The organism is Henriciella sp., from assembly GCF_029936995.1.
Taxonomy (GTDB): domain Bacteria; phylum Pseudomonadota; class Alphaproteobacteria; order Caulobacterales; family Hyphomonadaceae; genus Henriciella.
Genome location: NZ_JAPYRE010000003.1, coordinates 59,871 through 85,674, shown reverse-complemented (window position 1 = coordinate 85,674; position 25,804 = coordinate 59,871). Strand labels below are relative to the sequence as shown.

Below are 25,804 nucleotides of genomic sequence, written 5' to 3'. Positions count from 1 at the left end.
AATGTCCCGCTAGAGCGCGGGCTGGATCGGGCCGTCGGCACGGCCATGGACAAACTGGTCGACATGATCATTACCGGAGTTGTCGATCTGGTCAGCCGGTCCGCGCCAGATAATCTCGCCTTCATACAACATCGCAATCTCGTCGGCGATCTTGCGAGCCGATGCCATATCATGAGTAATGGAAATGGAGGCGGCTCCCAGCGCCTTCACCTGCTCAATGATAAGGTCATTGATTGCGTCGGCCGTGATCGGGTCGAGACCTGTGGTGGGCTCATCAAAGAAGATCAGGTCGGGCTCGGTGATAATGGCACGCGCCAGCGCCACACGCTTCTGCATGCCGCCGGAAATCTCGGCCGGTCTGAGATCAGCCACGGAGGCGCCGAGACGGACCTTCTTCAGGGTTGCAATCGCGCGGTCCTTCGCCTCGGCACGCTTCATCTTTTCGGCATTGAGTAAACGAAAGGCGACATTTTCCCACACGGTCAGGGAGTCAAACAGCGCGCCTGACTGGAAGAGCATACCAATACGGGCGCGCATGGCTTCTCGCTCTTTGCCCTGATCATGCGTGACATCCTCACCATCAAACAGGATCCGCCCTGAATCCGGGCTCATCAGGCCAAGTGCATTCTTCAACATCACTGACTTGCCTGAGCCGGAGCCGCCGAGAACGACAAGCGAATTACCGGGCGCTACATCTATGTTCACACCGCGCAGGACATGGTTGCTGCCAAAGCTTTTCTCTACGTCTTTCAGCTCGAGGATCGGTTGGGTCATCGCTTACGCCTTATAGTCCGATGTTCACGAAGAGCGTCGACATGATGTAATTTGCAGCAAGAACAAGCACTGCAGCCCCCACCATGGACAGGGTTGCCGCACGACCGACCCCAGTCGCGCCTGCCGATGACTTCGACCCTTGATAGCAGCCCATGATCGCAATGACCGCGCCGAAGACCACCGCCTTGATGAGGCCGACAGCAACATCTTCCATGGTCAGGAAATCCATCGTGTTGCGGATATAGGTCGTGGAATCGAAATCGAGCCCGTAGACACTGACAAGCCAGCCCCCCATCACGCCGATGATATCCGCTACCAGCACCAGCATGGGAAGCGTGATGCAAGCGGCCAGGAAGCGCGGGGCATAAAGGTAACGGAACGGATTGGCAGACAGGGTTTTCAGTGCGTCGATCTGCTCGGTTACCTTCATTGCACCGATTTCCGCGGCAATGCCGGCCGTTACGCGTCCTGCCAGCATGAGACCAGTAATCGTGGCACCAAGTTCGCGCGTGATACCAAGAACGACAATATTGGGGACAAACTGCTCGGCCCCGAACCGATTGCCGCCGGTATAGATGTTGAGCGCCAAGGCTGCCCCGATAAACACCGCTGACAAACCAACCACTGGCAGCGAGAAGAAGCCAATGGCGACCATCTGCTTGCCGATTTGCGTCAAGTTCCATGGCGGGGTCAGGGCCGAGAACATGACCTGGCCAGAATAAATGATGAGGCGACCGATTTCCGCGAACAGGGCAATCGCGCCCCGACCGATCCATGCCAGCGGATTGGGAAGAGCTCCGGATTTACTCATAGATGCGTCTGACACGATGTCCCAATCCCGTTACAAGTTCATAGCCGACGGTGCCGGCGAGTCTGGCCTGATCTTCAAGCGCAACCTCAGCCCCGATGAATTGAGCGAACATACCTGGTTTGGCAAGGGTTGCGGCTGATGTGACATCGATCGTGATGAGGTCCATCGAGACCCGCCCGACAATCGGGCAGTGGTAACCGCCAAGGTTTGCATACCCCGTATTTCCAGCTGAGCGAGGAAACCCGTCTCCATAACCTAGCGCGACTGTCGCCAGTAGACGCGGGCTATTGAATGTCCATTCAGCTCCATAGCCGGCAGTTTCACCCGCGCTAGCACGCTGCACCGTCAAAATAGGCGCTTCAAGCGTCATGCCGGGTAATATTTCCATACCTTCTGGAGCTGTGGGCCCGCCACCATAGAGACCAATACCTGGTCGGGTGATATCGAATTCGAAGCCCGTCCCCAGATAACACCCCCCTGTATTCGAAAGGCTTTTTCTCGCCTCTGGAAAAGCTGCACTCAGCTTGGCAAAAACATCTCTTTGGCGAGAATTGAAGGGATCAGACGGCACATCGGAATCGACCAGGTGCGACATGACGTGATGAGGTGGATTCGTGTGCGACAGATCCAAGAGCTCTGAGAGATCGCCAACGCGAATTCCAAGCCGGTTCATGCCGGTATCTATGTGAACTGCATATTTACCCGCGCCACCCCGGGAGAGCCATTCTCTGAGAGCCGGAATCGAGTTCATTACGGGCACTAGTCCCAGATCCTGAACCAATTGCATATCTGCGGGCTCGACACCATTGAAGATAAAAATATGAGCATCGGGCCCAATGCATTCCCGCAGCTCCACCCCCTCTTCTACATAAGCAACGAAGAAGGTCTTGCATCCCGCCTTGCGAAGGGCACGTGCGACAGGACCGGCACCATGACCATAGGCGTTGGCCTTGACCACAGCTCCTGCTTCGCTGTCAGGCGCAAGCGAAGCAATCGCACGCCAATTGGCAACGATATTGGCAGTATGAATTCGGGCACGCGGCTGAAGGCTCATGGTCTCCGGCTTTAGCGGGCGTCGCGCTACGCGCAAACCCGGAAATGTCGGCGCTTATGGAGAACCAAGCGTGCTCCTGACACGCTGATCGGCATATCCGTCGACATCCCGCTAAGACGACTGGTCTACGTGCCTGGGGGGCACAACCTCGACAGATCGAACAGAATTTTGGATGTAGAGGGTATATTATGATGAAAAAGTTACGACTGTAATGCACAGCTAACCATCACTTAGGAAACTCTCAATTCAACGTGTAAGCCATCCTCAGGGTCAACATGAAAGGCCGTCCGCCTCAGGGCTTGCGGACGGCCTTCCTCGTGAAGCCCTGTGCAAGTTTCAGCCTTCACGAACTTTGCGGAGTGCTGCCTGGCGAGCCGGGTCATCACCGATTGAAAGGAGCGTATTTTCTACGGCATCTTCTACGCATGCCTTTTCGAAACGAACTTCTTCGAGTGATTTCAGTCCACTGCGAACACCACATATACGGTCGGCAGCGCGTTCAATACGCTTCATGACCATACGCGCACCCGCATCGCTGGTCAGGTCAATTCCGGAAACATCGACCTCAATAGACCGCGGATCGCTACGTTGGTCGGCGACTGCGGGTGCAGTTGCACCAGCAAGAAGGGTTACGGCAATAACGCTTGCAAGAATGTGACGGGACATGAGTCCTCCTTGATTTCACTTTATCGACCCTTTCCCTTGAGCAATTTCAACCTATCAAAAATTATCGTTTTTCAATAATTAATTCGAAGCAATGTTACATATGTAGTTATGCATCGGCAGCTTCCATATTTTTTCGTATCACTTTAGCCCTTTCGGCATGGCCCGATCGACTACCGCTTTTACCTGTCAGAGTTGTGGTGCTGTTCATGCCAAATGGGCGGGACGCTGCGAAGCTTGCGGGGCCTGGAATACACTCGTAGAGGAGGAAACGGTTTCGGCCGCACCCGGCGGTCTGGCTTCACCGAAATCCCTTTCCAGAAAAGCCGGGAAAGCCGAACTGACGACTCTCAACGCGACAAGCGAAACTCCAGCGCGCAACGTGATCGGTGTCGATGAACTCGACCGCGTCTTCGGAGGCGGGCTGGTTCCGGCCTCTGCCACATTGATCGGTGGTGATCCGGGCATAGGTAAATCGACACTGCTCCTTCAGGTCGCTGCTCGGCTGGCACGCAACGGCCTGAAGACCGTTTACGTCTCCGGTGAGGAAGCTGCTGCCCAAATTCAGGAGCGCGCCCGCCGTCTGAAAGTTGCCGAAAGCCCGGTCGACCTGGCGACCGAGACAGATTTGCGAAAAGTTCTTTCCACGCTCAAAGCCGCTAAACCCGATTTCGTTGTCATCGACTCGATCCAGACCATGTGGTCCGACAGCCTCGAAGCGGCACCCGGCTCAGTCGCACAGGTCCGCGCTTGCGCGCAAGAGCTGACCCGGTGGGCCAAGAAGTCGGGCGTCGCACTGATCCTCGTCGGCCACGTGACCAAGGAAGGCCAGATCGCCGGTCCTCGCGTCGTTGAGCACATGGTTGACACTGTCTTCTATTTCGAAGGAGAGCGAGGGCACCAGTTCCGCATCCTACGCGCGGTTAAGAACCGCTTCGGGCCCACCGACGAGATCGGCATCTTCGAGATGCACACATATGGTTTGGCGCCAGCCCGCGAACCTTCGGCACTCTTTCTTTCAAGCGATAGTGATACATCTGGGGGCGCCGCCGTGTTTGCAGCCATGGAAGGTTCCCGGCCCGTCCTGGCGGAAGTACAGGCGCTTGTTTCCAAGTCCGCCTATGGCACACCGCGACGCAGTATTGTCGGCTGGGATGCCAATCGTCTGGCTATGGTTCTTGCTGTTCTGGAAGCACGATGTGGCGTTTCCCTCGGTGGACGTGATGTCTATCTGTCCGTGGCTGGCGGATACCGCATGGCTGAACCGGCTGGTGATCTCGCCGCCGCTGCCGCCCTCCTCACATCGCTTGCAGACAGACCCGCACCTGAAAAATCGGTTTTTTTTGGGGAAATCGCCCTTTCTGGCACGATCCGGCCGGTGGCCCGCATGGAACAGCGCCTCAAGGAGGCGCAACGCCTTGGATTCCAGCATGCCTATGTCCCCGAAGGCAGTTTACCGACAATTGAAGGGTTGACCGTTACCGGGCTGGCACGGCTATCTGAACTGGTAGACTTACTCGGTCCGGAACCAGACGCATGATGGACGCCCTCACAGCTTTCGACGCGATCGTGATCGTCCTGCTGATCATCTCCACGCTGATGGCGCTGGTGCGTGGCTTCATGCGTGAGCTGGCCACACTTGGTGCCTTCATCGCCGCTCTTGCAGCAGCCTACTATGCACGGCTCTATTTTCGAGATCCACTAGCCCGTCTCATGCCTTCAGATACGGCAGACTGGTTGCCTGATCTCATCCTTTTTGTCGGGTTTTTCCTGCTGGTCTATGTCCTTGTCGCCTGGTTCGGTGCAACTCTCTCCAAATCCATACAGGGCATTGATGGCGTCGGTTTTCTTGACCGGCTGGCCGGCGGCGTCTTTGGTTTTGCCCGCGGCGCAATTGTCTTAATCTTCTTCGTCTTCCTGATTGATCAGGCTCTGGAGGCAGACCGTATTCCGGAATGGATACGAAATGCCCAGACCTATCCAATGCTTATGGATGGCGCGGAATATGTGAAACAGGTTGCACCTGCAGTCAGCGACCGCGTTCAGCAGCGTATGCCCCTTGACGAGTGACGGGTCGCGGCATACTTCGCAGCCATACTTTGTGACAGCGAGGTGTCGATGATCTGGGACCATGATGACGACAAGCCTCGCGAAGAGTGTGGCATTGTAGGCGTTTTTGGCCATCCTGAAGCCTCGCTTCTCACAGCACTTGGGCTACATGCCCTCCAGCATCGCGGCCAGGAAGCCTGTGGCATCGCCACGTTTGATGGCGAGAAATTCCATAATGAACGTCATATGGGCCTCGTCGGCGAAAACTTTGGCGGTGATCTGACAGCCCGCCTGCCCGGTCACGCCTCGATTGGCCACAACCGCTACTCCACGCAGGGCAAGCCCGCCGCACGCAACATCCAGCCAATCTTCGCAGACCTCGCCTCTTCGGGATTCGCGGTCGCGCACAATGGCAACATTACCAATGCCCGCGCTCTGCGCCGCGATCTCATCGAAAAAGGCGCGATCTTCCAGTCGACCATGGACACCGAAACAGTCCTGCAACTGGTCGCCCGAAGCCCGAAGCCGCTTATGCGCGACCGTTTCCTCGATGCCCTGACCTATATCGAAGGCGGTTACGCGCTGCTTGGCATGACTAACAAGAAGCTGATCGGGGCGCGCGATCCAATAGGCTTGCGACCGCTTGTGCTCGGCAAGATCGGTGATGGCTGGGTACTCGCTTCGGAAACCTGTGCACTCGACATTATCGGCGCGCAATTCATCCGTGAGATCGAGAATGGCGAGGTTGTGATCATTACCGAGCACGGGGTGGAAAGCTATTTTCCTTTCCCGCGCCGGCCCGAAGCACCCTGCCTCTTCGAGTACGTCTATTTTGCGCGGCCTGACAGCATCCTGCAGGGGCGCAGCGTGTATGAAGTCCGCCGCCGCATGGGCCGCCAGCTTGCACGCGAAAACCCGGCCGATGTCGATGTCATCGTGCCCGTACCCGATTCGGGAGTGCCAGCCGCGATCGGCTTCTCAGAAGAAAGCGGCATCCCTTTCCAGCTCGGCATTATTCGCAGCCACTATGTCGGCCGCACCTTTATCGAACCGACCCAGACAGGACGTCAGCGCTCCATATCGCGCAAGCACTCGCCCAACAGGGCTGTTCTAGAAGGCAAGCGCGTCCTGCTCGTCGATGACTCCATCGTGCGGGGTAACACCTCCAAGAAGATCGTCCAGATGGTGCGCGACGCCGGGGCGAAGGAGGTCCATATGCGATCAGCCAGCCCGCCAATCACACACCCGGATTTCTACGGCATCGACATGGCCGCTCAGTCCGAACTGATCGCTGCCAACCACTCGCTTGAGGAAATGCGCGACTTTCTCAAGACAGAAACCCTCGGGTTCCTGTCCGTCCCAGGACTCTACGCTGCGATAGGAATTGAGCGGGACGCAAGCATGCCGCAATTCTCCGACCATTGTTTCACGGGCTGCTACCCTACACGGCTGGTCGATCACATGCGGGATGAAAGCGGCAAGGAACGTCAGCTTTCGCTTCTGGACTAATTTTGACCAGCCGATTAGGCCGCCTGCATGGATAAACGTATTACCCTCGTTACCGGCGCCTCCCGTGGCATCGGTCATGCTGCAGCGCTCGAACTTGCACGCCGTGGCCATCACATTGTCGCAACAGGCCGCTCCAAGCTTGCCTTGGAAAAGCTGGACGACGCCATAAAGGCCGAAGGTGGCAGCTCGACGCTGGTGCCTATGGACCTCAAGGACAAAACCGCCTTTGAGACTCTTGGCCAGGCCCTTGCCGAACGGTTCGGCCGTCTGGACTCCCTGCTTGGTAATGCCGGCGTGTTAGGCACGCTCGGCCCACTACAAGCCGTGGGGCCACGCAGTTTTGAAGAAACGATCGACGTGAACCTGACCGCCAACTGGCGATTGATCCGCGCGATGGCGCCTCTCCTTCAACGCTCAGAGAGCCCGCGCGCGGTCTTTGTCACATCAGGGGTCGTGCCACGTCCTCGCGCCTTCTGGGGGCCTTACCAAGCTTCCAAGGCGGGGCTGGAAGGGCTTGTGGCCGCATGGGCCGACGAGAACGAAAACATGGCCCTGCGCGTCAACCTCTTCGATCCGAGCGCCACGCGCACCGGTATGCGCGCTGAAGCCATGCCGAGCGAGGACCCGATGACTCTTCCGACACCGGAAGAAGTTGTACAGAAGCTCGCGCCGCTCCTGGAAGCAAGCGAGTCACGTACAGGGGCGCGGATTTCCTATAAGGACTAAGTTCGGTAGAGCTTGGACCCATCTTGTAAAGCGCAACTGATAGGCAAGTATCTCACTACTTCTTCCGCCGTGGTCTTTGCTGGCCCTTGTCGGCGTAGGGGTTATTTCCCTGACGCACGAAGAGACGGATCGGTACGCCCATCATATCGAACGCTTCGCGGATCCCGTTGATCAGGAAGCGCTTGTATTGCTCTGGCATATGCTCGCCGCGCGAAGCGATAAGCACGAACGTTGGCGGACGGGCCTTCATCTGCGCCATATAGCGCGGCTTGATGCGCTTGCCGTGAACAGCCGGAGGCGGGTGGCGCTCGATCGTGTAGCGCAGCCAGCGATTGAGATCGCCAGTCTTCACCCGCGCCGACCAGTCATCATACACTTTCGCAATTGCAGGCATGAACCGGTCCACGCGCTTGCCGGTCAATCCCGAAAGCGTAACGACGGGCGCACCTTTGGCATTCGGCAGCAGGCGTTTTGCGAGATCCGTGAGCTCCCGCATCTTCTGCGCGTGGTTTTCCACCGTGTCCCATTTGGAAATCACGAAGACGAGACCACGCCCCTCACGAACAGCAAGGTCAGCAATCTGCAGGTCCTGCTTTTCGAACGCGTCATCAGGATCCATGACCAGCGCAATGATGTCGGCATATTTGAGGGAACGGACGGTTTCACCAGTCGACATGCGTTCCAGACGCTCCTGGACCTTCGACTTGCGCCGCAGACCGGCCGTATCGACCAGCTTGATACGGCGTCCCTCATATATCCAGTCAACCGCAATGGAATCACGCGTAATACCTGCTTCCGGCCCGGTAAGAAGGCGCTGCTCGCCAATCAACTGATTGATCAACGTAGATTTGCCTGCGTTTGGGCGCCCGACAATGGCCAGACGGATCGGCCGTTTCTTCGCTTCTTCACGTGCGGCAAGTTGGGCTTCCGCTTCAGCGGCATCATCAATACCCGCTGCTTCCAGCGCGGATGTCAGCTCATCTTCCGAGAGATTCGGATCATCGACATCAATCTCAGCCATACGGTCGAGAATCTCGTCATCGAAGCCTTCTCCCTCGGCAGCATCTTCCTCGGTGAAAGCAGCTTCAAATGCTTCTTCACCGAGCGCCAGGCGAATCGCTGAATAGAGATCCCCAAGCCCTTCGCCGTGAGCACCCGAAAGACCAACAGGCTCACCAAAGCCAAGCCCCCAGGCTTCCGCAATGCCAATATCGCCCTGCCGGCCTTCCGCTTTGTTGGCTGCCAGCACGACCGGCAGGTCAGCCTTGCGCAGGACCTCTGCGAATGTTTCATCCGTCGGCGTAACACCGTCGCGCGCATCGATCAGGAAGAGTGCCAGCTCCGCTTCGCGTATCGCGACTTCCGTCTGCTGGCGCATGCGCGCTTCCAGCGACTCGTCATATGCGTCCTCGAACCCGGCGGTATCAATAAGGGTCAGCGGCAGGTCAGCCAGACGTCCGGAAGCCTCTTTCCGGTCACGCGTCACACCCGGCTGGTCATCCACCAGCGCAAGCTGCTTGCCCGCAAGCCGGTTGAACAGCGTCGATTTACCGACATTCGGCCGCCCGACAATCGCAATCTTCAACGGCATGAGCCGCCCCTTCCCGATACGCCCGGATTATCCGGAACAAAACGCAGCCCTTAACGGATTGCGATGAGGCGCGCATTATCCGTCAGCACAAACACCTTATCGCCAACTGAAATCGGCTCGAGATAAACAGGGTCCTTGAGCTCCAGGCTGCCAATCCGTTCACCCGTTTGAGGTGACAGGCTAATTAGGCCGCCAAGTGAGTTTACGACGATCACCTGGTTCGATGCGACAAGCGGTCCCGCATAGGATATGCGACCCTTCTTCTTTTCCTGCTTTTCATACCGGCGCAGCTCTGCCACCCAGAACACTTTGCCGGTATTCGCCTGAATGGCAGCAATTCGGCCATCCGTGCCACTGACAAAGATATAGTTGCCGGCCAGTGCTGGTGCCGAGGTCGAACCGACGGGCTGGACCCAGACACGATTGCCGGACCGGCCATCAATGGCGGCCATGACACCTGACTGGTTGGCGGCGAAAACAAGTCCCCCGCCGATCACAGGGCGCGAGGCGATATCGTTGATCGAGGAAATGGGCGTGAATCTGCCCGGGCGCGAGAGGGCTTCGTTCCAGAGCCGGCGTCCATTGGCAGCCAGATAGGCGATGATCTCGCCCGATGAGTAGGGCGTAATCACGATGTCCTCAATCGCGGCAGAACTGGGCGAGCCAAGGACACGCGCAGACTCGGCAATTGCCTGATCAGACCAGATGACCTGTCCAGTCTCCACGTTCAGAGCAAAAACTTCATTATTGTTCGAGGACACATAGGCGCGACCGTCCTTGATGGTTGGCGAGCCCGTCATCGGCGCTTCCATGTCCGTGCGCCAGAGCTCACCGCCATTTGACGGATCAAGAGCCGCAACAAAACCGAAACCACTTGCAACGATCAGTTTGTTGTCAGAGAGCGCAATGCCTGACCCTACCCCAATTTCATCGCGGCTGTTTCCGGAATCCAGCTTCCGCTGCCACAGGCGGTCGCCTGTATTGATATCAAACGCCCGTACAGTCTGACGGGAGTCGATCACATAAATGACTGTTTCACTTGCGACAGGTGGTGTCGTAAGTGCCGATTTACGTGTTGAGCCCTTACCAGCATCAATACTCCAGGCGATCTGGAGATCCTTGGCAGCATCGACATGACCAGCCGTCTTGGTCGCCTGCGCGCCAGCTTGCGGCCAGCTCTCAAGGCGGGTTGCCTCTGGAAGGGTAATCTCCGTCGAAGCGAGATCGCTATCGGCTTCGATAACTTCGTCGCCAAGGACCATCTCGATACGCCCCTCTCTCTCTTCTTCGGAGAGGCGTTGTTTCTCATCATTGCCAAAATCGAGGATGGAACAGCCGCCAAGGGTGAGCACGAGTATTCCGCCCACGCTCATACGCAGGATTTGCGACGTGATCATTCTGGTTGCTCTCCATTAGTTGAGGGCGTTTCACTGTCTATCTCGTCAGCCGGCGCGCTGCCCTGTTCGGCCGCTTCGGCACCTGAGTCAGCGTTTTCAACCGGCAATGCGGCCAGCGCGGACGTCGCCCGCTGCTGCACACCTTGCGGCACATTGGCTAGAAAGCGCAGCTCGTTGAAAGCCTGCCGCGCATAGGCATAGTCCTGTTCGTCCGCCGCCTTGGAAGCGATCAACTCCAGTGCCAGAGCCCCAAAAGCCGACTCTTCTTCTGCGAGACTGCTGAGATACGTTTCGGTCTCGGCCCGCGACATGGACCCGGATTTCAGGTAGGCCGCTTTCAGCAGGGAAAGCTTACCAATCGGCGTTTCCGTATTGGCTGCACGCTCAAGTGCCGCAATCGCCGAACTCTGATCGCCACTTCCCTGAATACGGGTTTCAGCGAGGAAGTTGGCCGCAACGGGCGCAATCCGCGCACCGGAAGCAGCCAGATCCTCAAAGCCACTCGCTGCTTGTTGAAAGTCCTGGGACCCAAGCGCATCGGCAGCCGCTTCGAACTCCAGCGCACTGGCTTCCACGGTCTGTGAACTGCGATGCTCCAGATACTGGTGCAATGCCACGCCGCCAATCAGGAGAGCCGCGGCAAGATAGGCAAAAACGCCGTATTTCTTCCACAACCGCGCTGCGCGATCCTGACGCAGGCCTTCTTCAACTTCCTCAAAGATATCAGCCACTTGGCATACTCCAATGCTGAACCGTCACCAGATTCTCGCGCACCCTAACCCCGGGGCCCTGCCCCGGCAACGCGTGAAAGCGGTTCACTTTATTGTTTCGACAGCTTGTAGGTTTCCGCCTTGCCTGGAAAGCGACGGCTACGAACATCTCCTGCATACGCTTCCGCCGCCTTGCCGATCTCGTTGCGCATGTCGTGATACCGGCGTACAAATTTCGGCGTCCAGTCAAAATAGCCAAGCATGTCCTGTGTAACGAGCACTTGGCCATCACAGGTTGGCGAGGCTCCGATACCGATCGTCGGACACGCAACAGCTTTGGTTATCTCCTCGGCGAGATCTTCCGCAACGCCTTCAACAACAATGGCAAATGCACCCGCTTCTTCTGCGGCTTTCGCTTCTTCCATCACGCGCGCGCGTTCATCTGAATTGCGTCCCTGTGCCTTGAAACCGCCCGTTACATTGATGGCCTGCGGGCGTAGTCCGACATGCCCCATAACCGGCACACCTCGCTCGACCAGATGCGCGATCTGGTGCGCAGTGTACGTGCCGCTCTCGAGTTTCACAGCCTGGCAGCCGGTCTCCTTCATGATGCGGGCGGCATTCTCGAAAGCCGTATCGGAGTTCGTCTCATAAGAGCCGAACGGCATGTCCACGACCACGAATGCCTTCTTCGAACCGCGCATCACGGCCTGTCCATGCAGGATCATCATGTCCATGGTGACACCGACGGGTGTGTCCAGACCGTGCACAACCATACCGACAGAATCACCGACAAGCAGCAAGTCACAATGATCATCAAGTATGGATGCCGTTGGGGCATCATATGCCGTCAGGCAGACAATCGGCTCGCCTCCCTTGGCGGATACAATATCCTTTACCGTCTTGCGGCGCGTAATAGTCTGTTTCGACATTCTGCTCTCCAATCAGGGCCTTGGAGGCCAAGGACAGTGTCCTCCTAGCAGAGCGCTATGCCCAAGGCCAAGCCACGATGTCGGCACAATGATGGTGTGTATCGTACCAGCCTGTCACATCGGCAGAACCGGGACACCAAACAGGATCGGATGAAGCCAGAAAATCAGCACCAGCCAGAAGCCCAGCCCCGCGGCGACTGCCACCAGGTCCCCGGACAGCTTGGCTTTCACTTCAGCAGGTGGTCCGTTGTCCCCGCGTTTCTTAAGCATGACCCGGTCAATAATGGCGTAGGCAAGGAAGCTGCCGAAAAGCAGGATCGAATTAAGCTCGCCATTTGCCAGCAGATGCCCGGCAGCCCAGAGTTTTACGCCGACTAGCATCGGGTGTTTCAGCGTCTTCTTGATATGTCCTGATGGCGTGTAGGCGGCAAACAGGATCATGAATGCGAAAAGCTGGATCAGGATATTGAAATGCTTCGTCCAGACCGGAGGCTGCCAGACCAGCATGGCCGGGCGCATCGCGTCATAACCGAAAGCGATCAGGATCACCCCGGCGATCGCGACCAGGCTATAAAGCCCCATATAAGGCCCTTCTCCTAGCCGGGTTCGCAGATCCTCTCCCGGTGCTCGGGAGCGAAATGTTGTAAACAGATGGGCCCCGAAAAACAGGACCAGGCCGGCAAGCAAATATCCCATCATAACCCTCCCAGGCAGCAGCCCTCGACCATGCCGCGAATGACGCCGATCAGCAAGCTTAGCGGCGATTGTGAAGAGGACAGATCCTTCCAGCCCTGCTAGGGGCATTCACAGGACAAACAGGATATCTATGAGCACGACCCGAACAGCCATAATCTCAGGTGGCGGCATAGGCGGGCTGACCGCCGCTCTCTGTCTCGTAAAAAAGGGCTGGGCCGTGCAGGTCCTTGAACGCGCACCGGTCCTTGAAGCGGTCGGCGCCGGGTTACAGCTAAGTCCCAATGCCGTGAGAGTCCTGGACGCGCTTGGGCTTGGCGAGGAAATCCGAGAGGTTGCGTTCGAGCCGGAGGCTCTCGAACTCAGGCTGGGAAAGTCTGGACAGGGTATCTTTCGTATTCCCACAGGCGCTGCCGCCCACCTGCGATGGGGAGCGCCCTATCTTCATATACACCGCGCCGATCTGATAAGCGTATTGAGCGATGCGCTTCGGACCAGCGCAAGGGCTGAAACTTGCTTAGGCACAAGCGTCACAGGCTATGTGCAGACAGGCAATGACCCTCAACTCCATCTTAAAGCGTCAGCGCCCCTTACAGCTAACCTCGTAATCGGGGCAGACGGCCTTCATTCAACCATCCGCACACAAATGCACGGGCCGGACAGGCCTCGGTTTACCGGCAATCTCGCCTGGCGTGCGGTCGTGCCGATGGACAGGCTGGAAAATCCACCACCGCCTACTGCCTGCGTATGGGCCGGCCGGGGCCGTCACGCCGTGACCTACCGTCTGCGCGGGGGCAAGCTTGTCAATTTTGTAGGTGTCGTCGAGCGTCAGGACTGGAAAGGCGAGAGCTGGACAGAGAAAGGCAAATGCGAAGAAGCACTGGAGGACTTTGACAACTGGGCCGCACCGGTTACGGAGCTCATTAGCAAGGCGGATACGCATTACCGCTGGGCCCTGTTCGACCGCCCGCCCCTGCGACGCTGGCATGACGGCGCAGTCACCCTGCTTGGAGATGCCTGTCACCCGATGCTCCCCTTTATGGCGCAGGGGGCTGCCATGGCCATAGAAGACGCATGGGTGCTGGCCGAAAAGGTGACGGAGGCCGATGCGGTCGAGGCCGGAATTGTCCGCTACGAAGCCATCCGCAAACCACGCACTTCACGCCTACAGGCCGCTTCACTCGGCAACATGAGCACTTTCCATCGCAAGACGCTACTAGGCCAGGTCGCAACGTACGCACCGATGTGGCTTGCCGGGCATATTCTTCCGGGTTTTGTCCGCTCAAGGCAGGACTGGATCTATGGCTATGACGTTACTGCGATGGATCAATAATGACGCGCCCCACAACCCGGCGTTGATCCATCTCGCCAAAGGCCTCGCGCCAATCATTCAGGCTGTAGATTCCATGCACATGCGGGCGCACAGCCTTTTCACTGACGAGCTTCCAAACCGCTTCCATATTCTCACGGCCTTTCTCAGGGAACTTGCGGCCATACTCTCCGGCTCTGACGCCAACAACGGAAAACCCTTTGATCAAGGGCATGTTCACACCGATTTGCGGTATCCGGCCGGACGCAAATCCGACCACCAGAAGCCGCCCGTCAAATCCGATGCAGCGCACGCTTTCATCGAACACATCCCCACCAACGGGATCATAGATCACATCAGCACCTCCCCCGGTCATTTCCTTGACCTGCTGGCGAAAGCCCTCGTTTACATTGATCACTGCGTCTGGCGCATAGGCCTGTCTGATCTTTTCCAGCTTTTCATCGCTGGAAGCCGTCGCAATCACCCTGGCACCGAGATGCTTGCCGAGGTCGACCGCCGCAAGGCCGACACCACCGGCCGCACCATGCACAAGCAGCCATTCGCCCAGCTGGATATTTGCCCGGCGCACGAGTGACACATAGGCCGTAAGATAGGCCGAACCGACAGCCGCAGCTTCAGCATGATCGAGATGGTCAGGAATCTTCCGTGCACGGTCTGCCGGGTAGACACCGTACTCTGCAAAAGCGCCGCCCAGACCGCCTGTCACAACACGGTCGCCAACATCAAAACCGCTTACTCCTGTCCCGACAGCAGCGACCTCACCCGAAACATCTCCGCCCGGCGTGAAGGGGAGCTCTGGCTTGTGCTGGTAGCCGCCCTTCGTCATCAGCAGGTCCGGAAAGCCAAGGCTGCCTGCCCTGATTTTCAACAGTATCTCCCCCTGCCCCGGTTGCGGCACCTCAATCTCCCGGACCTGGCATCCAGCGTACGCCTCGGCCAGTTTCTCGACACGTAGGGCGCGCATGGTTTCTGGAAGGGACATGGGTAGACTCCAAAGCTGTACTGGAATTTCCGTCAGACCTAGGCGAGGCCCACATACCCTGTCCATGCTGACACAGGGTGAGCCTCTTCAGTTTTCCGTCCAGGCAAGCCAGTCATTGTCTTGGCCCTGCTTTGCCGCCAAGACGTCAGGAGATGTCGTCACTCGAGGTCTCCAGCCGTGATTCTTCTATATCTTCTGTTTATCCTCACCGGACCTTTTGCCGGTTACATGGCCGCCTGGCTCGCGCATCAATGGCCAACTGAAACCCATGACGCCTCAACTCAAAATGGTCATGACAGATGGTTCTTTGCAGCCGGCGCGTTTGCAGGTCTGCTCGTCGCCCTCAGCGCATATGCCTTCGCACCAGCCGGCACTTTCATACTCTCATGCCTTTTCGGCTGGACCTTGCTCGCCCTCGCTACAACCGACCTGAAGCACTATATACTGCCCGATCCCCTGAACCTGACAGCAGCAGGGCTTGGCCTCATCATGATATGGCTGACACAGTCAGCTTCATGGGCCGAACACCTGATTGGCGGACTGGCCGGATTTGGCGTCCTGTTCGCCGTGGAAGTCAGCTACAGGCTGTTGCGTGGACAGGAAGGGCTTGGGCGCGGTGACGCTAAACTTCTTGGCGCACTCGGACTCTGGGTTGGCTGGACACGGCTGCCGGACATATTGCTTGTCGCCTCACTGACCGGCCTGTTTGCCGTTCTTGCAGTGCGCTGCATTGGCGGCCCCCGCTTAAACCGCACCTCTGCCGTAGCCTTCGGGCCGTGGCTGGCCCTAGCTGGCTGGGTCGCATGGCTTAGTGGCCCCTTGCTGGTCCCCGCCCCTTAGAAGCGGGCCAGGTTCGGCTATTCAGCGGGTGTGTCGGTAACGTCCTCATTGGCTTTCATGACCTTCAGTTCGTCACGCATGCCAAGATACAGGCTGATACAGCAGGCGAGCACAATCGAAGTAAAAGGCAAGGCTGCCGTAATCGTCCCAGCCTGAAGCGACTGAAGCGTCGCCTTGCCACCGCCGTACAGCAGCATTGAGGCGGTAACCCCCAGCATACAGGCCCAAAAGACGCGTTGCGGCACAGGCGCATCGGTCTTTCCGCCAGACGTGATCGCATCAACAACCAATGCACCGGAGTCTGCTGATGTCACGATGAACACAACCAGCAGAAAGATCGCCGCGGCAGAAGTAATCGCAGCCAGCGGCATGCTGTCCAGCATCTGGAAAAGCGTCATGGAAGCAGTCGTCATGCCCTCTGCCAGGTCTCCTTGGCCGTTCTCGAACTGCTGGATGGCTGTTTCACCGAATGTCGTGAACCAGATCACGCTGATTGCGATCGGCGCCAGGATTACCACGGTCATGTACTCGCGTACCGTGCGCCCGCGGGAAATTCGGGCAATGAACATGCCGACAAAAGGCGACCAGGAAATCCACCAGGCCCAATAGAATATCGTCCAGTCATGGAACCAGGCCTGATCGTTCCGCCCGATCCAGCTCGAAAGAGCCGGCGCATCGACAATATAAGCCAGAAGGTTCTGGCCAAAGCCTGTAATGATGGTCAGCGTCGGGCCAAGGATGAAGACAAACACCATCAGAACCAGCGCAATGCTCATATTTATGTTGGACAGAAGCTTCACACCGCCATCCATACCCCGCAGGACCGAGATCACAGCCAGACCGGTTATGCTGAGCACCAGCCCGATCTGCATGGCAAGTGTGACAGGACGGTCAAGCAGGTAAGCCAGACCGCTGCTGGCCTGTGTTGCGCCGATACCGATCGTCGTCGCCAGCCCGAAAACCGTTGAAATCACAGCCAATGTATCAATGACATGTCCCCAGACGCCCCAGACGCGCTCACCCAAGATCGGATAGAAAGCCGCACGGATCGTCAGCGGCAGACCCTTGTTATAGGCAAAGAACCCGAGCGCCAGACCAACAACGGCATAGACAACCCACGCTGACGCGCCCCAGTGGAAAAGCGTCGCACTGAAAGCGAGCCGGCGCGCCTGTTCGGTCTCTGGCTCGACATTGAAAGGTGTGCCGAACCAGTCTGAATAATACGCCAGCGGTTCTGCCGAACCATAGAACATGAACCCGATGCCGACACCGGCGGCAAATAGCATGGCAATCCATGAATGGACCGCAAATTCCGGTCTGGCATCGACCCCACCAAGCCGGATACGACCGAGTGGTGATATGGCAAGCGCCAGACAGAAGAAGATTAGGATAACGGGCGTAACTGCAAATAACCAGTCAAAGGTCTCAAGCGTCCACCCTCGTGAAGACTCGAGGCCGACAGCCGTCGCATCTGGAAAGACCAGCGAAGCGATCGCGAACAGAATGACCAGTCCGGCACTGAGGAAGAAAACCGGGTTGTGAATGTCCAGTCCCATCCACATGACATTGTCTTGCCCAACCTCGTAATCGGTCTCGTATTCAGATTGATAATCTGCATCACTCATAAGAAGCTCACCCGTGGCGTCGGTATCAATTCATTTGCTTGTCGAAGTAATTCTGTTTGAGCTGTCGACCACATATGCAAGGTAACGCCAAGCAACAAAACATTCCTTCCACATGTGACATATCTGTCACTATCTGACAGCACATTGATTTTACGTATTATTTTTTATGCTACCCTTAACATGGATCAACTGCAACCTGGTGACGACTGCCGAAATCCTTTTACGAATCGAAATATCACCCTAATTGCTACGCTGGCTTAGCGCCTGTCCATTTTTTAATGGCGCTACCGTCGCTTCAGGCTCCGTTTCTTGACGGGCCATAGACGTCAGTTTGAACAATGATGGGGAATATCCATGAACACACTTCGGGGTGGAGCATCCTTGCTCGCCATAGGGGCATTGCTGACAAGCGTCCCCGCCGTGGCACAACAAGCCAGCACCGATCAACCGGCTGCCCAGCAGGACCGCCGGCTGCAAGCCGTCACCGTGACCGCAACCAAGCGTACCGAGAGCGCGCAGGACATCCCGGTGACCGTCAATGCACTCGGCGAGATCGAACTCGACCAGCTGGGCGTCAAGAACTTCACCGACTATCTCGTCCAGCTTCCGGGCGTGACCGCCGGTGGTTCCGGTCCTGGCCAGAACACAATCTACATTCGCGGCCTCGCATCGACGACGCCTAACCTGACGGTTGCAGGCGTTGCCGGTCTCGCACCGAATGTCAGCTTCTATCTTGATGAGCAGCCGCTGGCACAGCCGGGCCGTAACCTGGACGTCTATGCCGCCGACATCGAGCGCGTCGAGGTTCTCTCCGGCCCTCAAGGTACACTTTTCGGTGCCAGTTCACAGGCCGGTACGGTTCGCATGATCACGAACAAGCCTGACTTCACAGGCTTTGACGCTGGGCTGAAGACCTCAAGCTCTTTCACCGATGGCGGTGAGATGAGCAACAGTGTCGAAGCCATGATCAACGTGCCCGTAAATGACAAGCTCGCACTCCGTGCAGTCGTCTACAATGACACGCAAGGCGGTTATATCGACAATGTCGGCGGCACGCTGACTGTCGAGGAGTCGGCCCGTTTTCGCCCAGCCGGGACGGTCCGCGCCAATGGTACAGTTGTCCAGCCGCGCCGTGGTGGCTTCCAGGCAGGCGCTGACCTTTCCAACGTAAACTTCATTCCGGCAGACAACGGAACGATTGCTGAAGACGACATCAACGACGTCAACTATCAGGGGTTCCGCTTCAGCGGTAAGTATCTCATCAATGAGGATTGGGACCTCCTGATCCAGCATTCGCAGCAGAAGATCGATGCCGACGGTGTTTTCTCCGCTGACCCTGAGCTTGATGACTACGACATCACTCGCTTCACGCCGGAGGAGCTTGAAGACAAGTTCCATAACACCTCATGGACACTTGAAGGCCGTATCGGCGCTCTCGAGGCCGTTTATACCGGTGCCTACACCGAGCGCACGACAGACCAGGTCGTCGACTATTCCGACTACCTCTTCGTCGGTCAGTACCTGCCTTATTATATCTGTGACGCCTCCGTGAGCTATCCGGGTGCCGGCAACGCGCCATCAGGCACATGCTACGCGCCGAACCTCTCTGTGGTTTCCCACTCGGAAACCGAGGTCCAGACACACGAACTGCGCTTCAACACGCCGGATGAGCACCGCATCCGCGCCACCTTTGGTGCATTCTACAGCGATCTCGAACTGGCAGAGCGTAATGACTACGTCTATCCGGGCACAGCTGTTGTCGAAGGCTTCAACGGCGAGACCGGCTTCGCGCCGAACTACCCGCTGACAAACACGGATGTAACTGGCGAAATCAACTCGGCATTCCCGGGTTACTTCAGTGAAGCAGGCCCCTTCCCGTCCGGAGTCGGCTTCCGTAACGATGTACTTCGTACCGACAAGAAACTCGGCCTCTTCGGTGAGACCACTTTCGACATCAGCAACCAGCTTGCCCTGACAGTCGGTGCGCGCTGGTACGATATCGAGGTTGACCTGAAAGGCAGTGCAAACTCGTCCTTCGGCAATCTTGGCCAGGATACGGACTCCCAGCAGTTCGGCACCAACATCTCCTTCATCTACGGTCCGAACGGACCTGAAGCCGCCCCGGACAAGGCTGCCACGGATGGTGTGATCTACAAGGTCACGGGTGAGTGGACACCAACAGAAGACCTGCTCTTCTACGGCACCTATTCCGAAGGTTTCCGCGCCGGTCTGCTGAACCGCCCCGGCGGCACGCAAGGTCCTGGTGACTATGTCGTGCCTTATGCCGTCGACACCGATGACGTGAAGAACTACGAGATTGGCTGGAAAACCGAGCTGCTCGACAATTCACTCCGCTTCAACGGCGCAGCTTTCTTCGTCGACATTGAAGGTCTCCAGACCACGATCTTTGATCCGTCAATCGTGAACCTTTTCTATTCGGACAACGCAGCGAACGCCGAACTGAAGGGGATCGAGGGTGACTTTACATGGGCGCCGAGGGCCATTGACGGCCTCACCTTTGCCGGTGCCTTCTCGTTGCTCGATACCGAGGTCAAGGAAGTCCTGGTCCCGACCGAAGATGTGAAGGAAGGCTCCGAGCTTGCCTTCGCCCCTTCCTATCAGGGTAATCTGCGTCTTCGCTATGAGTGGGACCTTGAGCAGGAGATCGCCGGTCAGCGTCTGCGCGCTCACGTCATGCCGCAAGTTGTCTTCTCGGACAGCTCGTTCACCGACATCATCGAGATCAACAAGATGGAGATCGATGGCTACACCACGCTTGGTGGCACGCTCGGTGTATCGGCTGACCAGTGGTCGGCAGAACTGTTCGCAACGAACCTCACGAACGAGTATGCCGAACTCAGCGGCAGCTTCATCTTCGACCGTGAGCGTGTGACGCCCATGCGGCCACGTACGATCGGCCTGCGTCTCCAGTACGACTACTAGGTTTGCATTCGCAGCCTTGAACCCATCCGCAGCGCCCCGTTTAATCGGGGCGCTGCATTTTTATGTGACGGAAGACCATGACCACCGAAGCCACGTCCAATGCCGATAGCCTTAAGGCAGTAAAATCAATGATGCAGGCTGGCCGCTTCGATGAGGCCGCCGGCCGCCTGGACGATCTCCTCACCGGTGAGCCGGAAAACCAGGACGCGCTATACATGGCCGCTGCCACGGCCCGCTACCGCGAGCGGCATGCAGAGGCGTTCAGCTTTCTCGATAGGCTGAAACGCGTTGCGCCAGATTTTGGTCGTGCTTTCCAGGAAGAAGGCCATCTCCTGCGCCAGCTGGACAAACCCGCCGAGGCGCGAACCGCTTTCCAGCGGGCCGTGCGTTACAATCCTGCCCTGATCGCCAGCTGGACAGCCCTCACGGAACTGAACCAGGCTCTCGGAGACACAGCTTCTGCCCAGGAATGCGCCGCTCAACGCCAACGCCTTCAGCAGCTGCCCCGTGAACTTCTGGCCGTCACCAACTTCATTCATGAAGGCCGTGTCCTTCACGCCGAGCGCATTGTCCGTGCCTTCATGCAGCAGAACCCGCGCCATATTGAAGGCATGCGGCTTCTGGCGGACATCGGCACCCGGCTCGGCGTGCATGAAGATGCCGATTTCCTGCTCGAAACGGCTATCGAACTCCAGCCAGACAATCCGCAACTGAAGATCGATCACATTCAAGTCCTTCGTAAACGCCAGAAATACGAAGCCGCGCTCGCTCAGGCAGAGAAACTGCTGGCACATGATCCGGAAAGCCCGGTCTTCAGATCTATCTACGCCATCGAGTGCATGCAGGCGGGCGAGTACGACAAGGCACTTTCTGTCTTCGATGAGGTCCTGGCAAGCCTGCCTGATGACCTCTCAACGCTGACTTCCCGTGGCCACGCATTGAAGACGGCTGGCCGAACAGATGACGCAATCGCTTCTTACCAGAAAGCTGTCTCGATCGATCCGCAACATGGCGATGCATGGTACGCTCTCGCAAATCTCAAGACGTTCAGGTTCAAGGACCAGGACATCGAAACGATGCTCGCTGCCAAGCAGGACCCGAACCTCTCCTTCATGGGCAGGGTCCACATCGCTTTCGCGCTCGGCAAGGCGTTCGAGGACAAGGGCGATATCGATGCAGCCTTCTCCAACTACAGTGAAGGCAACGCGCTCAAGAAAATCCAGACCCGCTATACGACTGAACAGATGCAGGAAGAGTTTGCCGCACAGAAACGTCACTGCACGGCCGACCTGTTCGAGATGAAGGCCGGCACCGGTCATGAAGACCCTGCTCCGATCTTTATCGTCGGCCTCCCGCGGGCGGGCTCGACCCTTATCGAGCAGATCCTCGCTTCCCATAGCCAGGTCGATGGCACATTGGAGCTGCCCAACATTCTTTCGCTCGCCCATGGGCTGCGCGGACGCAAACAGGTGACTGACCGCGAGCGCTATCCTCGTATTCTACATGACTTACCTGAAGAAGAGCTCGAAGCTCTGGGCAGGGACTATATCGAGAATACCGCGATCCACCGTCAGGGGGCGCCATTCTTTACAGACAAGATGCCCAATAATTTCAGGCATATTGGCCTCATCCACATGATCCTGCCAAACGCGAAGATCATTGATGCCCGCCGCGAGCCGATGGCCTGCTGCTTTTCAGGATTCAAGCAGCTCTTCGCGGAAGGACAGGAATTCAGCTACAGCCTCGAAGACATTGGGCACTACTATCGCGGCTATGTCGACCTCATGGATCACTGGGACAACGTCCTGCCTGGCAGGGTCCTTCGCGTACAACACGAGGATGTCGTGGAGGACCTTGAAGGGCAGGTCCGACGCATCCTCGAGTATTGTAACCTGCCGTTCGAGCAGGCCTGTGTCGACTTCCACAAGACCCACCGCGCCGTACGAACAGCCAGCTCCGAACAGGTACGCCAGCCGATCAGCCGCGCAGGCCTTGATCAATGGCAGAAATTCGAAAGCCATCTCGGCCCGCTCAAGGCAGCTCTGGAAAATCGCAACAACACCTGAAATACGCACGTTCCATGGATCAGAAGACCACAGACGCCCTCATTGCACTGCGCCGCATCCAGCGGCGGACTGAGCTCTACGCCCGGTCGCTGGCTCAGGCCACGGGCCTGAGCGTTTCACAGCTGAAGGTTCTACAGCTCCTGTCCGGGGTCCGGTCTGCCACAGCCGGTGAGCTTGTCCGCATGACAGCCCTGAGCAATGCGTCGATCACATCCCTGATAGACAAGCTGGAACGTCTCGGCCTTGTCAGCCGTCAGAAGGACGAGGCGGATGGCCGCCGTGTTGTTCTCGTTCTGGAAGAGGCTGGCCTAAATGTCCTGCGCTCGGCGCCAAACCCGCTTCAGGATCACTTCGAACTTCTTTTTGTGGACTTGCCGGAGTGGGAGCGCTCAATGATCGTCTCTACACTCGAACGTGTGGCGCAGATCGTCGATGCCCGTTCAGAAATCACCGACTCCGAACCCATTCTTGATGTCGGCCTTTTCGACGAACCTGCCCGTCCCTGAATGCGATTTTGGGCTCGACGGCTAATAGCCTCTCTTCACATCCACTGAAGCAGGCGGCTCGCCTGATTGCATATAAGCTTCCAGCAATTCACAAAAACGTTCGATCGTATCCACCGTCCGCGTCGGCCCTGAAACATGAGGCGTCACCGTGACATCCGGATGCGCCCAGCGCCAGTCATCCTCCGGCAAAGGCTCGACCTCGAATACGTCCAGAATGGCTGCAGCAATATTGCCGTCTGCCAGCGCCTGCCTCAACGCGCCGGAATCCAGCGTCGCCCCGCGGCCAATATTGATGAGAAGCGCGTTATTCAGCGCCTTCAGCATGCCAGCGCCAACGACACCTTCTGTATCCGGTGTCGATGGAAGCGCGAGTATGACGATGTCTGCCTGCTCCAGCCCCTCGGGATCAGCAAAGGTCATCACATCGTCAAACCCCTCTCGCGGGGTACCGCTGCGAGAATACCCGAGAACTTTTGCGCTCAAGGACCTGAAAATATTAGCAATACTGGCTCCGATAGCGCCTGTGCCCAGTATGGCAACACGGCAATCGAACAGCTGCTCCGCCACAGCGCCCTGCTTGTCCCAGCGCCGGTCTCGCGCCAGATTCTCCCGCCACCGCATCTTCTGCAAATGGGCCAGAGCATAAGCGAGGCAGTATTCGCCAATCTGCTCCCCCATCCGCCCCGTTGTCCGCGTGATGACCGGTGCCATATCGATGTCAGTGATCGCGTCACATAGATAATCCACACCTGCCCCGGCCGCATGAACCCAGTCATAGCTTTCCAGCGCCTCATCCGTTGGCGGGCGAAAACCAAGCAGAACTTTCAGCCCTGATGTTTCAAAAGGCCCATCGGAAAAGCGCAAGTCCGGGAAACGCTCCGCGATTGCGGCCCGAATTTCGGGAGCATTCTTGTCATGGATTCGCAGGGTTATGTCGTCACGCGTCCAGGCCATTCGCTCGCTCAACCCGCGCTGTTTTCGTTGAACTGATCACGCAAGGCCTTCCGGTTCAATTTCCCGACAGCTGTCTTGGGGATTGCCTCAACAAACTCGACACCGCGCGGCTTCTTGTAGGAGGCCGTTCGTTCAGCAGTAAAGGCGATGATGTCGTCGGCCGCTGCCTTCACACCGTCCTTAAGCGCAACGACTGCTGTGACAGCCTCAACCCATTTCTCATCCTTGATCCCAATTACGGCGCACTCAGCCACGGCCGGATGCGCCATCAGTACATCTTCGACCTCCCGTGGATAGACATTGTAGCCGCCGGTTATGATCATGTCCGATGTACGGTCCTTGAGGTGCAGAAGCCCGCCTTCATCAAACACGCCCATGTCCCGCGTACGCAGCCAGCCGCCCTCCATGAATGTCTCAACATTGAGCTGGGGGGCATCGTAATAGCCGAGCATACGCTGCGGGGCACGCACCGCGATCTCGCCCATCTCACCTGGAGCAACATCCTTGCCTGCGTCATCGACAAGACGGATGGCCACATCTAGTGCAGGGCGTCCACAAGCTCCCAATGCATCGCCCTCATGATCTTCTGGACGAAGTACGGCGACCGCAAGTGGACACTCCGTCTGTCCATAATACTGCCAGAAAAGCTCCTGCCCCCATGCGGCCATGGCCTCTTCGATCACAGGACGCGGCATTGGCGAGGCACCATAGATCACCTGACGCAAATGGCCTTTTCCAGCTTCCGTGAAACCTGGCTGCCCCAGCAGCATCTGTAACATCGTCGGCACAAGGTTGATGGCTGTGACTTCATGCACATCCAGCAGTCGAAGGTATTCCCGCGGCTCGAAGGCACTCATGATGACCGTGCGTCCGCCACGCAGCCAGTAGGGCAACACAAATACGCCGCTTGCGTGAATAAGCGAAGCAGCATGCAGCATCGTATCTCCCGGCTGCACATTGATGAGATTGAGCAGTACGTTCCTGCATATCGCCGCATACGAGCCCTGCGTATGCTGGGCCGCTTTCAGCGTGCCTGTTGTGCCTGATGTGAAAAGTGTCAGGACAACATCATCCTCTTCCACCGGTATCTCAGGATCCACAGAACTGGCTTGCTCAGCCTCCCCAAGCAAGCCGCCGCCACTGCCATCCCCAAGTGGCAGGCACTGGAGTTCGGGAAGCATCTCTTTCAGCGCCTGTGCACGGTCTGCCAGATCAGCTCCATGGATAAGCGTCCCGCAATCGGTGTCGGCCAGCATTCGGGAATGTTCCTGCACCGAAAGTCGCGCGTTGAGAGGCACACGGTTTAGACTCATTTTCGCACAGGCGAAATCAACCGGCACGCTGTAAAGGCCGTTATTGAGCAGCAGCGCTACCTTGTCGCCGCGCTTTAGCCCCTGGTCGAGCAGTACGTTCACCAACTGGTTTGTCAGCCTGGTGACTTCGGCAAAGCTCAGCGAGCGATCCTCGAATATAAGCGCGGTGTCTTCAGGTGTCGCGAGGCCACCACGATTGATCAGGTCTGCATACGTCGTCGTCATGGCACCACTATCCACACAGGCCAGCAACAGGCCAAGGTTTCAACGCAGAGACCAGCGCTTCCCTTGCTTGTTCTTCTCAGCCACGGCGTCAGGAACTACCGCCAGACATCA

Annotated in this window: 22 protein-coding genes; 9 read left to right on the top strand and 13 right to left on the bottom strand. The window is 57.5% G+C overall.

Going from position 1 to position 25,804, the window contains the following annotated elements; genetic code table 11:
* Nucleotides 1-9 precede the first annotated feature (9 nt).
* The 4 genes from Q1K31_RS07540 to Q1K31_RS07525 all read right to left on the bottom strand — a co-directional run bounded on the left by Q1K31_RS07540 (nucleotide 10) and on the right by Q1K31_RS07525 (nucleotide 3,305).
* Nucleotides 10-774, bottom strand: a complete 765-nt coding sequence (locus tag Q1K31_RS07540) for an ABC transporter ATP-binding protein (protein ID WP_300378402.1) — start codon at nucleotides 772-774, stop codon at nucleotides 10-12.
* 10 nt (nucleotides 775-784) lie between these two features.
* The gene (locus tag Q1K31_RS07535) at nucleotides 785-1,585 is read right to left on the bottom strand and encodes an ABC transporter permease (RefSeq protein WP_300378400.1); all 801 of its coding nucleotides are present in this window, start codon (nucleotides 1,583-1,585) and stop codon (nucleotides 785-787) included.
* A complete protein-coding gene (gene alr, locus Q1K31_RS07530) occupies nucleotides 1,578-2,639 on the bottom strand; it encodes an alanine racemase (protein ID WP_300378398.1) in 1,062 nt (353 codons plus the stop codon). Before alr ends, Q1K31_RS07535 begins: the two co-directional genes overlap by 8 nt.
* 336 nt (nucleotides 2,640-2,975) lie before the next feature.
* Complete coding sequence (locus Q1K31_RS07525) at nucleotides 2,976-3,305, bottom strand: UrcA family protein (protein WP_300378396.1); 330 nt, start codon at nucleotides 3,303-3,305, stop codon at nucleotides 2,976-2,978.
* Between the two features lie 157 nt (nucleotides 3,306-3,462).
* Here Q1K31_RS07525 and radA point away from each other — a divergent pair, with 157 nt between their 5' ends.
* The 4 genes from radA to Q1K31_RS07505 are packed head-to-tail and all read left to right on the top strand — an operon-like array spanning nucleotide 3,463 to nucleotide 7,586.
* The gene (gene radA / locus Q1K31_RS07520) at nucleotides 3,463-4,842 is read left to right on the top strand and encodes a DNA repair protein RadA (RefSeq protein WP_300378394.1); all 1,380 of its coding nucleotides are present in this window, start codon (nucleotides 3,463-3,465) and stop codon (nucleotides 4,840-4,842) included.
* Complete coding sequence (locus Q1K31_RS07515) at nucleotides 4,839-5,372, top strand: CvpA family protein (RefSeq protein ID WP_300378392.1); 534 nt, start codon at nucleotides 4,839-4,841, stop codon at nucleotides 5,370-5,372. Before radA ends, Q1K31_RS07515 begins: the two co-directional genes overlap by 4 nt.
* A gap of 48 nt (nucleotides 5,373-5,420) precedes the next feature.
* Entirely contained in the window at nucleotides 5,421-6,860 is a 1,440-nt protein-coding gene (gene purF, locus Q1K31_RS07510) for an amidophosphoribosyltransferase (RefSeq protein ID WP_300378390.1), read from the top strand.
* A gap of 27 nt (nucleotides 6,861-6,887) precedes the next feature.
* On the top strand, nucleotides 6,888-7,586 hold the full coding sequence (locus tag Q1K31_RS07505; protein WP_300378388.1) for an SDR family NAD(P)-dependent oxidoreductase: 699 nt from the start codon (nucleotides 6,888-6,890) through the stop codon (nucleotides 7,584-7,586).
* Between the two features lie 55 nt (nucleotides 7,587-7,641).
* Here Q1K31_RS07505 and der read toward each other — a convergent pair whose 3' ends face one another.
* The 5 genes from der to Q1K31_RS07480 form a co-directional block, all read right to left on the bottom strand.
* Nucleotides 7,642-9,177 carry a ribosome biogenesis GTPase Der gene (gene der, locus Q1K31_RS07500; protein WP_300378386.1) on the bottom strand — a complete coding sequence of 512 codons (1,536 nt, stop codon included), beginning with the start codon at nucleotides 9,175-9,177 and terminating at the stop codon, nucleotides 7,642-7,644.
* A 50-nt stretch (nucleotides 9,178-9,227) separates the two neighbouring features.
* Nucleotides 9,228-10,574, bottom strand: coding sequence for a PQQ-binding-like beta-propeller repeat protein (locus tag Q1K31_RS07495; RefSeq protein ID WP_300378385.1), 1,347 nt, complete (start codon nucleotides 10,572-10,574; stop codon nucleotides 9,228-9,230).
* Nucleotides 10,571-11,305, bottom strand: coding sequence for a hypothetical protein (locus Q1K31_RS07490; RefSeq protein WP_300378383.1), 735 nt, complete (start codon nucleotides 11,303-11,305; stop codon nucleotides 10,571-10,573). The genes Q1K31_RS07495 and Q1K31_RS07490 overlap by 4 nt, the downstream gene beginning before the upstream one ends.
* 89 nt (nucleotides 11,306-11,394) lie before the next feature.
* Complete coding sequence (panB, locus tag Q1K31_RS07485) at nucleotides 11,395-12,216, bottom strand: 3-methyl-2-oxobutanoate hydroxymethyltransferase (protein ID WP_300378381.1); 822 nt, start codon at nucleotides 12,214-12,216, stop codon at nucleotides 11,395-11,397.
* A gap of 114 nt (nucleotides 12,217-12,330) precedes the next feature.
* Nucleotides 12,331-12,912 carry an NnrU family protein gene (locus Q1K31_RS07480; RefSeq protein WP_300379034.1) on the bottom strand — a complete coding sequence of 194 codons (582 nt, stop codon included), beginning with the start codon at nucleotides 12,910-12,912 and terminating at the stop codon, nucleotides 12,331-12,333.
* A 130-nt stretch (nucleotides 12,913-13,042) separates the two neighbouring features.
* On the opposite strand from Q1K31_RS07480, the gene Q1K31_RS07475 reads away from it, so the two are divergent.
* Nucleotides 13,043-14,242 (top strand): FAD-dependent monooxygenase, encoded by a 1,200-nt coding sequence (locus Q1K31_RS07475; RefSeq protein WP_300378379.1) that lies wholly within the window; start codon nucleotides 13,043-13,045, stop codon nucleotides 14,240-14,242.
* Here the strand turns inward: Q1K31_RS07475 and Q1K31_RS07470 are convergent.
* Entirely contained in the window at nucleotides 14,223-15,221 is a 999-nt protein-coding gene (locus tag Q1K31_RS07470; protein ID WP_300378377.1) for an NADPH:quinone oxidoreductase family protein, read from the bottom strand. The two genes, Q1K31_RS07475 and Q1K31_RS07470, sit on opposite strands and share 20 nt — an antisense overlap.
* A gap of 177 nt (nucleotides 15,222-15,398) precedes the next feature.
* Here Q1K31_RS07470 and Q1K31_RS07465 point away from each other — a divergent pair, with 177 nt between their 5' ends.
* A complete protein-coding gene (locus Q1K31_RS07465; RefSeq protein ID WP_300378375.1) occupies nucleotides 15,399-16,061 on the top strand; it encodes an A24 family peptidase in 663 nt (220 codons plus the stop codon).
* A gap of 17 nt (nucleotides 16,062-16,078) precedes the next feature.
* Here the strand turns inward: Q1K31_RS07465 and Q1K31_RS07460 are convergent, their stop codons facing one another.
* Nucleotides 16,079-17,686, bottom strand: coding sequence for a BCCT family transporter (locus tag Q1K31_RS07460; protein ID WP_300378373.1), 1,608 nt, complete (start codon nucleotides 17,684-17,686; stop codon nucleotides 16,079-16,081).
* A gap of 354 nt (nucleotides 17,687-18,040) precedes the next feature.
* On the opposite strand from Q1K31_RS07460, the gene Q1K31_RS07455 reads away from it, so the two are divergent.
* The 3 genes from Q1K31_RS07455 to Q1K31_RS07445 all read left to right on the top strand — a co-directional run bounded on the left by Q1K31_RS07455 (nucleotide 18,041) and on the right by Q1K31_RS07445 (nucleotide 23,201).
* Complete coding sequence (locus Q1K31_RS07455; protein ID WP_300378371.1) at nucleotides 18,041-20,629, top strand: TonB-dependent receptor; 2,589 nt, start codon at nucleotides 18,041-18,043, stop codon at nucleotides 20,627-20,629.
* A 77-nt stretch (nucleotides 20,630-20,706) separates the two neighbouring features.
* On the top strand, nucleotides 20,707-22,695 hold the full coding sequence (locus tag Q1K31_RS07450) for a tetratricopeptide repeat-containing sulfotransferase family protein (RefSeq protein WP_300378369.1): 1,989 nt from the start codon (nucleotides 20,707-20,709) through the stop codon (nucleotides 22,693-22,695).
* A gap of 14 nt (nucleotides 22,696-22,709) precedes the next feature.
* The gene (locus Q1K31_RS07445) at nucleotides 22,710-23,201 is read left to right on the top strand and encodes a MarR family winged helix-turn-helix transcriptional regulator (RefSeq protein WP_300378367.1); all 492 of its coding nucleotides are present in this window, start codon (nucleotides 22,710-22,712) and stop codon (nucleotides 23,199-23,201) included.
* Between the two features lie 21 nt (nucleotides 23,202-23,222).
* Here the strand turns inward: Q1K31_RS07445 and Q1K31_RS07440 are convergent, their stop codons facing one another.
* Both Q1K31_RS07440 and Q1K31_RS07435 read right to left on the bottom strand, forming a co-directional pair.
* Nucleotides 23,223-24,155, bottom strand: coding sequence for a D-2-hydroxyacid dehydrogenase (locus Q1K31_RS07440; protein ID WP_300378365.1), 933 nt, complete (start codon nucleotides 24,153-24,155; stop codon nucleotides 23,223-23,225).
* Between the two features lie 8 nt (nucleotides 24,156-24,163).
* A complete protein-coding gene (locus tag Q1K31_RS07435) occupies nucleotides 24,164-25,693 on the bottom strand; it encodes a class I adenylate-forming enzyme family protein (protein WP_300378363.1) in 1,530 nt (509 codons plus the stop codon).
* Nucleotides 25,694-25,804: the final 111 nt, after the last annotated feature.

Bases quoted from the DNA above. Each gene is read 5' to 3' on its own strand.
- Q1K31_RS07505 (WP_300378388.1), top strand. From the start codon at position 6,888: ATGGATAAACGTATTACCCTCGTTACCGGCGCCTCCCGTGGCATCGGT.
- der (WP_300378386.1), bottom strand. From the start codon at position 9,177: ATGCCGTTGAAGATTGCGATTGTCGGGCGGCCGAATGTCGGTAAATCG.
- Q1K31_RS07515 (WP_300378392.1), top strand. From the start codon at position 4,839: ATGATGGACGCCCTCACAGCTTTCGACGCGATCGTGATCGTCCTGCTG.
- Q1K31_RS07525 (WP_300378396.1), bottom strand. From the start codon at position 3,305: ATGTCCCGTCACATTCTTGCAAGCGTTATTGCCGTAACCCTTCTTGCT.
- Q1K31_RS07495 (WP_300378385.1), bottom strand. From the start codon at position 10,574: ATGATCACGTCGCAAATCCTGCGTATGAGCGTGGGCGGAATACTCGTG.
- Q1K31_RS07445 (WP_300378367.1), top strand. From the start codon at position 22,710: ATGGATCAGAAGACCACAGACGCCCTCATTGCACTGCGCCGCATCCAG.
- Q1K31_RS07475 (WP_300378379.1), top strand. From the start codon at position 13,043: ATGAGCACGACCCGAACAGCCATAATCTCAGGTGGCGGCATAGGCGGG.
- Q1K31_RS07435 (WP_300378363.1), bottom strand. From the start codon at position 25,693: ATGACGACGACGTATGCAGACCTGATCAATCGTGGTGGCCTCGCGACA.
- Q1K31_RS07450 (WP_300378369.1), top strand. From the start codon at position 20,707: ATGACCACCGAAGCCACGTCCAATGCCGATAGCCTTAAGGCAGTAAAA.
- Q1K31_RS07470 (WP_300378377.1), bottom strand. From the start codon at position 15,221: ATGTCCCTTCCAGAAACCATGCGCGCCCTACGTGTCGAGAAACTGGCC.
- radA (WP_300378394.1), top strand. From the start codon at position 3,463: ATGGCCCGATCGACTACCGCTTTTACCTGTCAGAGTTGTGGTGCTGTT.
- Q1K31_RS07535 (WP_300378400.1), bottom strand. From the start codon at position 1,585: ATGAGTAAATCCGGAGCTCTTCCCAATCCGCTGGCATGGATCGGTCGG.
- Q1K31_RS07480 (WP_300379034.1), bottom strand. From the start codon at position 12,912: ATGGGATATTTGCTTGCCGGCCTGGTCCTGTTTTTCGGGGCCCATCTG.
- Q1K31_RS07455 (WP_300378371.1), top strand. From the start codon at position 18,041: ATGAACACACTTCGGGGTGGAGCATCCTTGCTCGCCATAGGGGCATTG.
- Q1K31_RS07440 (WP_300378365.1), bottom strand. From the start codon at position 24,155: ATGGCCTGGACGCGTGACGACATAACCCTGCGAATCCATGACAAGAAT.
- alr (WP_300378398.1), bottom strand. From the start codon at position 2,639: ATGAGCCTTCAGCCGCGTGCCCGAATTCATACTGCCAATATCGTTGCC.
- purF (WP_300378390.1), top strand. From the start codon at position 5,421: ATGATCTGGGACCATGATGACGACAAGCCTCGCGAAGAGTGTGGCATT.
- Q1K31_RS07540 (WP_300378402.1), bottom strand. From the start codon at position 774: ATGACCCAACCGATCCTCGAGCTGAAAGACGTAGAGAAAAGCTTTGGC.
- panB (WP_300378381.1), bottom strand. From the start codon at position 12,216: ATGTCGAAACAGACTATTACGCGCCGCAAGACGGTAAAGGATATTGTA.
- Q1K31_RS07460 (WP_300378373.1), bottom strand. From the start codon at position 17,686: ATGAGTGATGCAGATTATCAATCTGAATACGAGACCGATTACGAGGTT.